Annotated in this window: 12 protein-coding genes; 10 read left to right on the top strand and 2 right to left on the bottom strand. The window is 36.0% G+C overall.

Going from position 1 to position 13295, the window contains the following annotated elements; translation table 11 throughout:
• The first annotated feature begins 5 nt into the window (after positions 1 to 5).
• Positions 6 to 245, top strand: a complete 240-nt coding sequence (locus CYL18_RS07565; protein ID WP_104848884.1) for a hypothetical protein — start codon at positions 6 to 8, stop codon at positions 243 to 245.
• Between the two features lie 261 nt (positions 246 to 506).
• Here the strand turns inward: CYL18_RS07565 and CYL18_RS07560 are convergent, their stop codons facing one another.
• Positions 507 to 1511: a LacI family DNA-binding transcriptional regulator gene (locus CYL18_RS07560; RefSeq protein WP_104848883.1), complete on the bottom strand. Its 1005-nt coding sequence runs from the start codon at positions 1509 to 1511 to the stop codon at positions 507 to 509.
• Between the two features lie 447 nt (positions 1512 to 1958).
• Between CYL18_RS07560 and CYL18_RS07555 the strand changes: the two genes are divergently transcribed.
• The 9 genes from CYL18_RS07555 to CYL18_RS07515 all read left to right on the top strand — a co-directional run bounded on the left by CYL18_RS07555 (position 1959) and on the right by CYL18_RS07515 (position 11863).
• Positions 1959 to 2972, top strand: a complete 1014-nt coding sequence (locus tag CYL18_RS07555; protein WP_104848882.1) for a TRAP transporter substrate-binding protein — start codon at positions 1959 to 1961, stop codon at positions 2970 to 2972.
• Positions 2973 to 3073: 101 nt separating this feature from the next.
• Positions 3074 to 3580 carry a TRAP transporter small permease gene (locus tag CYL18_RS07550; protein ID WP_104848881.1) on the top strand — a complete coding sequence of 169 codons (507 nt, stop codon included), beginning with the start codon at positions 3074 to 3076 and terminating at the stop codon, positions 3578 to 3580.
• Complete coding sequence (locus tag CYL18_RS07545) at positions 3580 to 4860, top strand: TRAP transporter large permease (protein WP_104848880.1); 1281 nt, start codon at positions 3580 to 3582, stop codon at positions 4858 to 4860. Before CYL18_RS07550 ends, CYL18_RS07545 begins: the two co-directional genes overlap by 1 nt.
• 44 nt (positions 4861 to 4904) lie before the next feature.
• Positions 4905 to 6305: a glucuronate isomerase gene (uxaC, locus tag CYL18_RS07540; protein ID WP_104848879.1), complete on the top strand. Its 1401-nt coding sequence runs from the start codon at positions 4905 to 4907 to the stop codon at positions 6303 to 6305.
• A gap of 26 nt (positions 6306 to 6331) precedes the next feature.
• Positions 6332 to 7789, top strand: a complete 1458-nt coding sequence (locus CYL18_RS07535) for a tagaturonate reductase (protein WP_236636313.1) — start codon at positions 6332 to 6334, stop codon at positions 7787 to 7789.
• Positions 7790 to 7846: 57 nt separating this feature from the next.
• Positions 7847 to 9337, top strand: a complete 1491-nt coding sequence (locus CYL18_RS07530; protein WP_104848878.1) for a UxaA family hydrolase — start codon at positions 7847 to 7849, stop codon at positions 9335 to 9337.
• A 15-nt stretch (positions 9338 to 9352) separates the two neighbouring features.
• Positions 9353 to 9988: a bifunctional 4-hydroxy-2-oxoglutarate aldolase/2-dehydro-3-deoxy-phosphogluconate aldolase gene (locus CYL18_RS07525; protein WP_104848877.1), complete on the top strand. Its 636-nt coding sequence runs from the start codon at positions 9353 to 9355 to the stop codon at positions 9986 to 9988.
• 3 nt (positions 9989 to 9991) lie between these two features.
• Entirely contained in the window at positions 9992 to 10978 is a 987-nt protein-coding gene (locus CYL18_RS07520) for a sugar kinase (RefSeq protein ID WP_104848876.1), read from the top strand.
• 33 nt (positions 10979 to 11011) lie between these two features.
• Entirely contained in the window at positions 11012 to 11863 is an 852-nt protein-coding gene (locus CYL18_RS07515; RefSeq protein WP_104849067.1) for an SDR family oxidoreductase, read from the top strand.
• Between the two features lie 930 nt (positions 11864 to 12793).
• Here CYL18_RS07515 and CYL18_RS07510 read toward each other — a convergent pair.
• Positions 12794 to 13295, bottom strand: a 502-nt coding sequence (locus tag CYL18_RS07510) for a DUF3898 domain-containing protein (protein WP_146102834.1), incomplete at its 5' end; no start/stop codon positions are given.

The following is a 13295-nucleotide window of genomic DNA, read 5'->3' as shown; positions in this document are numbered from 1 at the left end:
TATTAATGCTGAATGAATCCATAGAAAGAGAAAAGCTTGAGCATTCGCAGTATAGTCGCTATCTTGTTTTGGCAAAGACCTATAAGGCAAAGAAGGATGAGTACGATTATATTTGTGCCCAATTATCTGATATGGAAGCATCTCTTCAAGATGCTCCTAAGAAAATGCTGGCTGCAATTGATGGAAATGAAGTTTCTGCCAATTATATGTGTGAAATAGATTTTTTGCTAGGGAAGTTGGGGTAGCATGGAGGGGGGACTTTTGTGAAGTGTTATATTTCAATTGAAAGAGTAGAAAATTTATTACAAAACCCCATTAAAAAATTAAACAGGTTGAAAAAGATGGTTATTGGTAAACAAATAATTAAGTAGTGGCATTTTGCGTTTCATGCAACTTGCCACTAGTTCTTTAATAATATGTATTTTCTACTAGTCATTTTTTGTTTGATTCATTAGTATAGATTTTTTAGATACCTTCTATAGTCATTAGATAGTTTTATATATCAACTACTTATCTTGATATGCGGATACAACTTGAGCGCAGGAACTGCGTTCATTAAGTACAGGCTCAAGTATAATATTAGGAGTTAAAATATCTAACGAATTAATTAGCTCAAATAATGTTTGGACAATTTTTTTTGCAATTTCTTCAATAGGTACGCCTATACTCGTTAGAGGAATTTCTAAGTTAGCCATTTGTGGAATATTATCATATCCGATGACTGAGAGATCTTTAGGTATAATAAAATTTGATTCTCTAAGCGCCCTAATGATCCCGGCACTTATGTCATAACTTGCTCCAATTATTGCCGTTGGTTGGTAACTAGTATTGAGTAATCTTTTTGTTGCCACATATCCATCGTACCAGGTTAAACCAGCGGTATTAATAAAGTTATAGCTATTCGTTTGTAGATTGAAAGCTTCCATTGCTTTTTCAAAACCAATATATTTTTCAACTTGTCGATCATCTATAGGAGAAAAATCCCCGATAAAACTTATTTTAGTATGTCCCAACGTGACCAAATAGCTTACAGCTTTAAACATTGCGTCTTGATAATTTACATCAATAACTGGAATGGTTTTATTTGTACTCACGCCATATGTAACTAAAGGAATGGAATGTGGAGAAGGGTCAATCATTTTATGGCTTTCTTCATCAAACAAAATAATGCCGTCGACTTGTGATCGTTTAAAGACTTCAAGTGAAGAGTCAATTGAATTAATAGAAAGGATCATTGAATATCCTCTTTTACTAATTTCTTCGTTAATTTTTGTAACCAATATGGATGGAGCCATCCTTTCCAGTGTTGGCCAAATTAATCCTATGACTTTTGATTGTTTAGATACAAGTTGTTGGGCGGCATAATTTGGCTCATAACCGAGTTCTTTAGCTAAAGTTAATATTTTTTCCTTTGTCTCCTTTTTTACTAGTGGACTGTTGTTTAATGCTTTGGAGACAGTTGAATAACTTACACCTGCTCTTTGGGCGATATCTTTTATCGTTGTCATCATCCATTCTCCTAATTTTTGAATAATTAAATATATATTACCATTAATAACAACGTTGTAAATAGATTAACGAACAACTTATATGAAAAATATGTCTTTTGTAATACTCCAGCTACGGACTCGGTTCTCGAGGGGCGTGTGAGAAAAGCTTCTATATCGCTTTCCAATCTTATTGAATCTCAGCTGACAAGCAAATTCCGCAGGAGTCGCTGTCCTTCGCTCCAATAAAACAAAACTTGTAAAAATGGATAAACCGCGAATTATAGCAAATTATTTTTTGTGTAAAAATGTAAAAATATATTGAAAATTCCAATATATTGAATTAATATTATAAAAAATAACAACGTTGTTATTTTGTGTTAATACATAAAAGGAGGCTAAGTTGAAAAGTAATTTTTGTGATCAAAATGAAAGCGGTTACTAAACTTAGAGGTGAAGGAGAGTAATTATATGAAGCTAAAGAAGATGTTTGCGATGTCTATATCTGTTGCTTTAATTAGCTCAATCATAGTAGGTTGTGGAAATTCTGAAACAAGTTCGACTAATTCTGATGAGAAGAAGCCAATTGTACTAAAACTAGCAGAGAATCAATCGGAAGACTATCCAACTACTATTGGTGATAAAGAGTTTGCAAGACTAATTGAAGAAAAGACAGAGGGTCGATACAAGGTAGATGTATATTCAGGCGGTCAATTGGGCGATGAAAAAAGTGTAATTGAACAAGTCCAGTTGGGTACGATTGACCTTGCGAGGGTAAATGCTAGTCCATTAACTGAATTCGTCAATGATATAGGTGTTTTGTCTATGCCATTTTTGTTCAAAGATGAAGAGCACAAATGGAATGTGTTAAATGGTGATGTTGGCTCAGAACTATTAGATGCGCTTAAATCGGCTAATATGGTAGGACTTGCTTACTACGATTCTGGAAGCCGAAGCTTCTATAATTCGAAGAAAGCAGTTGAAAAGCCGGAAGATTTAAAAGGTCTTAAAATAAGAGTGCAGCAATCCAGTTTATTCATTTCCTTAGTTGAAGCGCTTGGAGGATCAGCAACTCCAATGGCATATGATGAAGTATACTCTGCTATTCAAACGGGCGTAATTGATGGAGCGGAAAATAACTTTCCAAGCTATTATTCTACTAATCATTATGAGGTAGCAAAATACTATACATTAAACAATCATTCTAGTGTACCAGAAGTATTAATGGCATCGAGTTCCTCATGGGATAAATTAAGTGAAGATGATCAAAAGCTGTTCTATGAAGCGGCTGTCGAATCCCAAAAAGTCCAACGTGAAGCTTGGAAAGCACTAGAAGATGAATCAAAAGCAGGTATCGAAAAAGCTGGAAATACAATTATCGAAGTGAAGGATTCCACACCATGGCGTGAAGCGGTAGAACCTGTCTATGAAGAGTTTGGTACAGCATATAATGAATGGATCGATAAGATAGAGAAAGCGGAGTAAATAAAGAAATTGTTTAATAGTACTTTTTTAAAGCTCAGTGTTTGGTTGAAAACGTTGTTATTTCGATTTTCACTGAGCTTTTTTCAAATAGGAGGTATTTTATGAATGGTCTCAAGAAAATAAAATTGAAATTTGATAATATAGTAGATTTTATTGGGATGATCGCTATTGCTGTTATGACAATAATTGTTTCGTTGCAAGTTTTTTCTCGGTACTTTTTTAGTTATACGCCAAGATGGTCAGAAGAAGTCTCTTTATTATTACTCGTCTGGGTTAGTTTTATTGGAATCGCTGTTGGGTTTCGCGAGAAGCTACATATTGGTGTTGGTGTATTCGTTGGAATGCTACCTAAAAAATATCAGACAATTTTTGATTATATAGCAAAGGTGTTATTGATTGGGGTAGCGATTATATTTATATTTTACGGCTTAAGATTTACTAGTTTGATGAATAATTCAATTATGGCAGGAACTGGACTGTCGCAAAGCGTCTTATATGGCGCTATTCCAGTATCTGGATTCTTAATGTTGATTTATGGTATTGAACTTCTATTCGTTAAAGGTATGCACCAAGAATGGGATGATCAAGAAGAGGGGGATGAAATGTAATGGCAGTTTTTATATTATTGGGGAGTTTTGTCTTCCTTCTTCTAATAAGAGTACCAGTAGCATTGTCGTTGGTTATTTCTTCTTTTTTAACAGGTTTTTATTTAGATATTGACTTAGCAGCTCTAGTGCAACGGATGGTTAGTGGTTTGAATTCTTTTTCTTTATTAGCGATTCCTTTCTTTATATTGGCTGGAGAAATTATGAATGAAGGTGGGATTTCACGAAGGTTAATTAATTTGTCTAACGTAATTATCGGAAAAGTCCGCGGTGGATTAGCTATGGTGAATGTGTTGGCAAGTACATTTTTTGGCGGTATTTCTGGATCTGCAGTAGCTGATGTATCCTCTATTGGCTCCGTTTTGATTCCAATGATGAAAAAGAAAGGCTACGATACAGATTACTCGGTTAGTGTCACTATTTCAAGTGCTGCCCAAGGAGTTATGATTCCACCAAGTCATAATATGATTATTTATTCAACTGCTGCAGGTGGCGTTTCGGTAGGTGCGCTATTTATGGGTGGAATTATTCCAGGGTTATTACTGGGTCTTATTTTGATGATTTTGTCTTATGTAATCGCTGTAAAAAGGAATTATCCAAAAGGTGATCCTATTCCAAGAGAAGAAATTCCTAAAATCATTCGTGAAGGATTACTTGGCTTGTTCACGGCGGTTATTATTATTGGTGGTATTGTTACGGGAATCTTTACGGCAACTGAAAGCGCAGCTATTGGTGCCGTGTATGCATTCATCATTACATTTTTTGTGTATCGTGATATTCCACTTTCAAGAATGTCGATTATATTGAAAAGAACGTTTAAGACATTGTCGATGGTATTGTTTTTAATATCGGCTTCTTCCGCATTCGGATGGTTATTGGCGTTATTGAAAGTTCCGGCAATTGTGACGGATACGTTAACTGCCTTTTCACCAAATGATATCGTTACGTTATTAATTATTAATTTGATATTACTAGTTTTAGGTATGTTTATGGATATGGCACCTCTTATTCTTATCGCAACACCAATTCTATTACCAGTTGCCATGAGTGCAGGTATGGATCCGGTTCATTTTGGTGTAGTGCTTATATTAAACTTAGCAATTGGATTAATCACTCCTCCGGTTGGTACTGCCATGTTTGTAGGATGTGCGATAGGGAAAATTTCGATGGAAAAAACAGCTATTGGAATGCTCCCTTTCTACGTAGCTATGATCCTTGTGTTATTGATCATTACGTTTTTCCCTCAGTTTACGCTCTTTTTACCAGAATTGATGAATAATTAGCGGATTTGATGTTTTGATAATTCGAAATGTAGGAAGGTGTTTCTATGAAACAATTTATGGATGATCATTTTCTATTAACAAATGATACAGCTTATAAACTTTACTATAATTATGCAAAAGATATGCCCATTATTGATTACCACTGTCACTTAAGCCCGAAAGAAATATATGAAAATAAAAAATTTAATAATCTGACGGAAGCATGGTTATATGGAGATCATTATAAGTGGCGGGCCATGCGAGCAAATGGAATTAAAGAGGAATATATTACAGGATCGGCAAGTGATTATGAGAAATTTTTAGCTTGGTCAAAAACTGTACCAATGACAATCGGAAATCCTTTATATAATTGGACGCATTTGGAGTTACAACGCTTTTTTGGCATATATGAAATTTTGAATGAAAATAGTGCACCTGCCATTTGGAAAACAGTGAATGAAAAATTACATTCTGATGGATTTGCTGTGAGAGATTTTATTACGAAGTCAAATGTAGAAATTGTTTGTACAACAGATGATCCAGTTGATTCGCTTGAATATCATTTGAAGCTAAAGGAAGAAAAGGATTTTGACGTAAAGGTGCTACCAAGTTTCCGACCAGACAAAGGTTTGGAAATCAATAGAGAAGGCTTTAAGGAATGGGTACAAAAATTAGAGGCAGTAACGAACATAAGAATGGACGATTATGATCAATTCTTATTGGCCTTGCAATCACGTATCGAATACTTCCATTCATTAGGTGGGCGAGTTTCTGACCATGCGCTTGACACGGTGATGTATGAGGAGACAACAAAGGATGAAGCGGCAGCAATATATAAGAAAGCTCTTCAACTTGGAAAGGTTTCTATTGAAGAAGAAACAAAGTATAAATCGTATACATTAACGTTTTTAGGAAAGCAGTATGCTCGCCTTGGTTGGGTGATGCAATTCCATATCAATGCTTCCAGAAACAATAATACACGAATGCTCAATCAACTCGGACCTGATACTGGTTATGACAGCATTAACGATGCTCAAATTGCCAAACCTTTATGTGATCTACTTGATGCATTGGAGCGAGCAAATGCCTTACCGAAGACGATTTTGTATTCATTAAATCCAAAAGATAATTATGTCTTAGCAAGTTTAATTGGTAGTTTTCAAGGTGGAGGCGTTGCTGGGAAGATTCAGTTCGGAACGGCCTGGTGGTTTAACGACCAAAAAGATGGAATGTTAGAGCAGATGAAGGCATTAGCTAATTTAGGACTTCTAAGCCGTTTTATCGGAATGCTAACGGATTCAAGAAGTTTTTTATCTTACACTCGCCATGAGTATTTTAGAAGATTGGTTTGTGATTTGATTGGTCAATGGGTAGAAAATGGAGAAGTGCCGAATGATGAGAACCTCTTAGCGGCTATTGTTCAAGGGATTTGTTATCACAATGCAAACAAATATTTTCAAATGTAAGATTGCAAGTCAGAAGGAGGATTACTTTGAAAAAATTGAATAGTATGCTGATTGAGAAAAAAGAACACCCAGAGAAAGTCCTTCAGTTTGGAACAGGGAATTTTTTAAGAGCTTTTGCCGATTGGATGATTGATACAATGAATAAACAAAATCTTTTTAATGGAAGCATTGTTATCGTTCAATCTACGAATAATGGAACAGCAAATGTTATTAACGAACAGGACGGATTATATACATGTGTTCTGCAAGGGATTTCAAATGGTAAGGCGACGCAAGAATTTGGGGTAGTTCAATCTGTTAGTAGGGCATTAAATATTTATAACGAATATGATGAATATTTGTTATTGGCTAGGAGTGTTGATTTAAGGTTTATCATTTCCAACACGACAGAAGCAGGAATAATCTTCAATGAAAATGACCTTCTGAATGACCAATCGAATAACAGCTTCCCTGCAAAACTAACGACGTTTCTCTATCATCGGTTTTTAGCGTTTAATGGAGATAAGGATAAGGGACTTGTCATAATTCCATGTGAACTGATTACTCAAAATGGAGACAAAATAAAGGAAATCGTTCTGAAATATGCACAAATTTGGAATCTAGATAAAGATTTTCGAGAATGGATTCTTCAAGCAAATACATTTTGTAATTCACTTGTGGACCGAATTGTACCTGGGTTTCCCAAAGATCAGATTGATGAAATTCAGGAGAAACTCGGTTACCAAGATCAATTGATTGTTGTGGGAGAACCGTATCATTTATGGGCGATTGAAGGACCGGAATGGTTAAAGAGAGAGTTTCCGGCAGAACAAGCAGGTTTAAATGTCAAAATTGTAAAAGATTTGGAGCCATATCGGGAAAGTAAAGTACGCATTTTAAATGGAGCTCATACAGCAATGACATCTGTAGCTTATTTGTGTGGGATTGATACTGTACGAGAAGCAGTATTAGATCGAGATATAAAAAAATTTCTTGATCAGCTGATGTTTAAAGAAATCATTCCTATTCTTCATTTACCTAAGGAGGAGTTAAACAAATTTGCGGATGAAGTATTAAATCGATTTTCAAATCCGTATATTCATCATTATTTGTTAAGTATCTCTCTTAATGCAATGTCTAAATTCAAAGCAAGAAATTTAACGAGCTTATTAGATTATGTGGACCAGTTTAATGAGATTCCGAGAGCACTTTCCTTTTCCTTAAGTGCTTGGATTTCATTTTATAAAGGGCGGCGTTTTGAGAAATCAATCGAATTGGTTGACGATGAATGGGTTTTAGAATTTTTCAAGCAACAATGGAACCGTTATGAAGGAGAAGAGATGAACTTAAGAGAATTAGTCGTTCAAGTACTTGCGAATGAACAATTATGGGATTGCGATTTAAATAGAATACCTGAATTAACGGACTACGTGGCTAATTTTTTAAATATTATTGAAAGAGAAGGTATGAAAGTAGCTGTTCAAGCACTTTTGCTAAATGGCTAGAAGATTATTGTAAGCTAAGGACTGACTTTCAACAATACTCAAAAGATGGTGAGAAGTATGAAGGAATTTATCACTTTAAATGATAAGGATAACGTTGCTGTTGCGCTAAGAAATTTTAATAAAGGTGAAAAAATCGTCGTTCGAAAATCGGAAATATTGTTGGTTGATGATATCGAACGTGGTCATAAGATCGCTTTAGAAAGCATTCCGGCTGGTGCAGACATTAAAAAGTATGGATACCCAATTGGTCAAGCTACAAATTGTATACAAGTAGGGTCCTGGGTTCATACCCATAATGCCAAAACGAACTTACATGATATTAAAGAATATGAATATTTGCCTACCTTTATCGAGAATCCATATAAGAATAGAAATACAACATTTAAAGGATATAGAAGGAAGAATGGAAATGTTGGCATACGCAATGAGCTTTGGATTGTACCAACTGTTGGCTGTATTAATGGAATTGGAGATCAGATTGTTAGAAGATTTAAAGAAGAAGTGGGTGATATAACTCCGTTTGAAAATGTCCTTGTCCTAAAGCATAGTTATGGTTGCTCTCAGCTAGGAGATGACCTCGAAAATACAAGGAAGATTTTGGCGAATGCTGTGAATCATCCGAATGCTGGCGGAGTATTGGTAATAGGACTTGGGTGTGAAAATAATGAACTAGACCAATTCAAAGCAATGGTAGGGGAAGTTGACTCTTCTCGGGTTAAGTTTTTATTGTCTCAGGAAGTGAAGGATGAAGTTGAAGCAGGGGTGAACTATCTAAAGGGGATTGTATTTGCTGCTCAATCAGATCAACGTGAGGATATTCCATTATCTGAGTTGAAAATTGGTTTAAAATGTGGAGGATCAGATGGTCTCTCAGGCATAACGGCCAACCCGCTACTGGGGAAATTATCTGATTTTCTAGTAGCTCAGGGGGGAACGACCGTTTTAACAGAAGTGCCAGAAATGTTTGGAGCTGAAACTATCCTAATGGAGCGTGCTAAAGATAAATATGTCTTCGAGAAAATAGTCGCTTTGATCAATGATTTTAAACAATATTTTATTGATAATAAACAACCAGTATTTGAAAATCCTTCACCTGGAAATAAAGCAGGCGGTATAACAACACTTGAGGATAAATCACTTGGCTGCACGCAAAAGGCCGGCATTTCAGTTGTGGAAGATGTTTTGCAATATGGAGAAAGATTGCAGATAAACGGCTTAAATCTTCTGGCTGCACCAGGGAATGATTTAGTGGCCTCTTCGGCCTTAGCAGCGGCTGGTTGCCATATGGTGCTATTCACTACTGGAAGGGGTACACCATTCGGTACATTTGTGCCAACAGTGAAAATATCCAGCAATACACCACTTTATGAAAATAAGAAACATTGGATTGATTATAATGCTGGCATTTTAGTAGAAGACATGTCAGAAGAGAAAGTATTAGAGGAATTTATCGAATTTATAGTTGAAATTGCTGGTGGAAGGCTAGTAAATAACGAGATTAACAATTTTCGAGAAATTTCCATCTTTAAAACAGGTGTTACTTTATAAAGGAGCGGACTTAGGATGAAAGAGGATTTATTGGAAGTATTGAAACGGGAAAAAATTATAGCAATCATCCGAGGTATACCAACAGGAACTGTTATTTCAGTTGCACAGGCATTGTTAGATGGAGGGATTTTATTTCTTGAAGTAACTATGAATACCGAAAATGCAGACCTTATGATACGTGAGTTAAAACAGACATACGGCAATCAACTAATCATTGGGGCAGGTACTGTATTAAATGTAGAGTTGGCAAAAAAAGCAATTGATGCCGGAGCAGAGTATATTATTTCTCCTAATCTAGATGAGAAAGTAATCCAATACTGTGTGAATAATGAGATTGACGTTTGGTCAGGTGCGTTGACACCTACTGAAATAACAAAGGCGTATAACCTTGGTTCAAAAGCTGTAAAAGTATTTCCGATAGGGTCATTGGGGGTAAATTATATTAAAGATATTAAAGCTCCTCTTAATCATATTCCGTTAATTGCAACAGGGGGAATAAATGAAGAAAATATTCAACAAACATTAAAAAATGGGGCGATAGGTGTAGGATTAGGCGGGAATTTAGTGTCTAACGCATTGGTGGAGCAAGGAAATTATGGAGAAATTACGAAAAGAGCAAAAGCCTTTATTCAATTGGCAAACGAGGTGTAATGGATGAGTAAAGTGGATGTAGTGACAGTTGGAGAAAGTATGGTGCTTTTTCAACCAATTACGGACAATTCATTAAATTATGCGCCTCTATTTATGAAATCATTGGCAGGAGCAGAATCCAATGTGGCTATCACTCTTGCAAGATTGCAAAAGAAGGTTCGTTGGATTAGTAAGCTAGGTAAGGACCCATTTGGTGATTTCATTCTTTCTACATTGGCGGGTGAAGGAATCGATGTATCAAGAGTGAAGAGAGAAGTACATAAAAATACAGCTATATGCTTTAAAGAAAATAAGGGATATGGGGATCCAAATGTCTATTATTATCGTAAAAATTCTGCGGCAAGTCTGTTCTCTCAGGAGGATGTAAAAGAGGATTGGTTTGAAAACGCATTACATCTTCACGTAACAGGAATTACGCCCGCACTTGGTGAAAACACGGTTGAATTCATAAGAGAAGTGATGGTTTTTGCAAGAAAGCAAGGGTTATCCATTTCTTTTGATCCGAATTTAAGAAGAAAACTTTGGACAGAAGAGAAGGCAAAAGAAGTATTGCTTTCCTTAATTCCACTTTGTGATATTTTTATGCCTGGTTTAGAGGAAGCAGAATTTTTACTTGGTAATCAGTCAGTTGAAAATTACGGCAAGCAATTTATTGAAATGGGTCCTAAAATTGTAGCTCTTAAATTAGGGGAACAGGGATCTAAGGGTTTCTATAAGGATCAAATAATTGAATCTAGTGCGTATAAGGTCAATCGAATTGTAGACACGGTAGGTGCTGGTGATGCCTTTGCAGCAGGATTATTATCGGTTTTGTTAGAAGAGGAAAATTTGGCTAGTCACGAAGGGATTTTAAGGTCATTGCATCATGCATTGCGCCGGGCAAATATATTGGGAGCTTTGGCTACCCAATATAAGGGTGATTGGGATGGTGCTCCTAATCTCGAAGAAATACTTTTGATTGAAAATGAAAAACAGATTCCTTCAAGGTGAAGTTAAAATATGCTACTAAAGGGAGAGCTAAATATGATTCCTATACATACGGACTTGAAAGGGAAAGTAGCGGTAATAACAGGTGGTAGTGGTATATTGGGGAGTGGTTTTGCTAAGTCGCTTGCCGAATGTGGCGTAAAAGTCGCAATTATCGGTCGTAATCAAGATAAATTAAACAAAGTAGTTCAAGAGATTACAGGTCAGGGTGGAATAGCCATTCCGGTTGTAGCAGATGTATTACAGGTAGAGCAGTTAAAAAAAGCGAATGATTTAGTGAAAAATACTTTGGGTACATGTGATATCTTAATTAATGCAGCAGGTGGCAATCATAGTAGTGCAACAACGTCCACTGAACACTTGAATGGCGATGCAGATTCATGTTTCAGAGATGAAAAAACTTTATTTAATTTAGATAAAAGTGGTATTGAATATGTACTGAATCTAAATTATCTAGGAACGTTGCTACCAACTCAAATTTTTGCTTCTGATATGGTAGGAAAAAAGGGGTGTTCCATAATAAATATTTCTTCCATGAATGCTTATACTCCTTTGACAAAAATTCCTGCCTACAGTGCGGCAAAAGCAGCAATCAATAATTTCACTCAATGGCTTTGTGTATATCTTTCTAAGGTTGGAATACGTGTCAATGCAATTGCACCTGGTTTCTTTCTGACGGAACAAAACTATGATCTTTTAGTCACTGAAGATGGGTCGCTAAGTGAAAGAGCACAGAAAATCATTGAACATACACCGATGGGAAGATTCGGAGAACAGTCAGAATTAGTAGGGACGTTATTGTGGCTCGTTGATGAAAGATTATCAGGATTTGTCAATGGAGTGGTGATTCCAGTAGATGGTGGATTCTCAGCTTACTCGGGAGTTTAAGTAATTTTTAGGGGTCTATGGTAGAAACCTGTTAAAGTTAAAATTTTTATTAAGTAGTAATAGTAGATTGGCTGGTATGAGTTCGGTGTTTATATTTGACTTATGCTAGTCAATTTTGCTTAATATGTTTATTGCTATAGTATTTGATATCCTTCGCTCATTGTACGATGCTACATAATCTTTAAAAGCATAAATTCAAAAGCGGTCATTCCTGTCAGACGGTGAAATAATGCCGAGAGCTTTTCGTGATTATCGAAGGTAAACGTTGTAATTTCATCTTTAATGGTATAAGCTTCATGTCTCGAATCTCGGAATAACGCAAAAAATTCTTAATATAAATAAGCCGCCTATATGCTCTGAGAGCCCGATCAGTCCATACTGGTAATTTGTTGGTGATACTAAAATGCCCTCACTTTCTAAATGCCGCAATTCATAAGGATACCTAATCTCATATTCTTCATCTACACACATTAAACATTACCTCCTTACTATTAAAATAAAGGATTCGATAAAAAGCGGTTGAACCTTTTGTTTGTGAGGATATTGGTAAACTGTAAAGAATTTTCACTAAATTGATAATAGAGTTACAATATGTCATTTAACATACCGAAAAACTTTGAGAATATTAGTAAAATACAAGCTATCGGAGAAAAAAACTACCATCATGAAAAAACACTAATGGATAGCGAATAGTAATCCGAATTGTATAGGTATCCTCAACCTGATTATAGGCTATAGTATCTTATTGGTTAATCCGGATATTTAATACATCTATCATTATATCGGCATAAAAAGGAATGGGGGTTGCTGTGCCCAGAGAAATCGGACCAATGGACCTAAAAGAGGTGAAGTATATCTAAGGAAATTATAGAGACGAAACAGGATAGAGTCACCTGAATGAAGGTGACTCTATCCTGTTTAAAAAGACATTTAAAACGTATTGGCCTCATAGGACTTCTTGCTGATCTTCTCAATTACCTGATGCAAATCATCTGGTTTATGGAATTCAATAGGGGAGAAGCCTTTTTCAAATAAAATCGTGTCAGCCTCAATAAGAAGAACATAACGGTTATTGATTTTCGCTAAATGAATGGTTTCGCCAAAATCAGCCAGCAGCCCTTTAATGCTAGTACTGTCAAGCTTCATTTTAAGCTCTACTTCCGGTTCGCGCTCAACCAATTGGGCAGCTGCCTCGACAACCTGTTCGGTGGAGAGCTTCTCCTGCAGTTCACGCTTAGGACTGTCGGCCCAGATTTCAATTGCCTCCTCAAATTGGCGTCTTTCCTCGCTTTCAGGCTCATATACCTCGCCGATATGCTCCTGCACCATTTCCATAACATGATTTTTCATGATTTCCTGTTTGGATTCTCCGTACTCCACGAATTTCAGGAAGTCTTCGAAATAGCGTGCATGAGAGGATTGGTGAATTTTC

The sequence above is a fragment of the Pradoshia eiseniae genome, assembly GCF_002946355.1.
Taxonomy (GTDB): domain Bacteria; phylum Bacillota; class Bacilli; order Bacillales; family Pradoshiaceae; genus Pradoshia; species Pradoshia eiseniae.
This window is presented reverse-complemented; position numbering and strand designations above follow the sequence as displayed.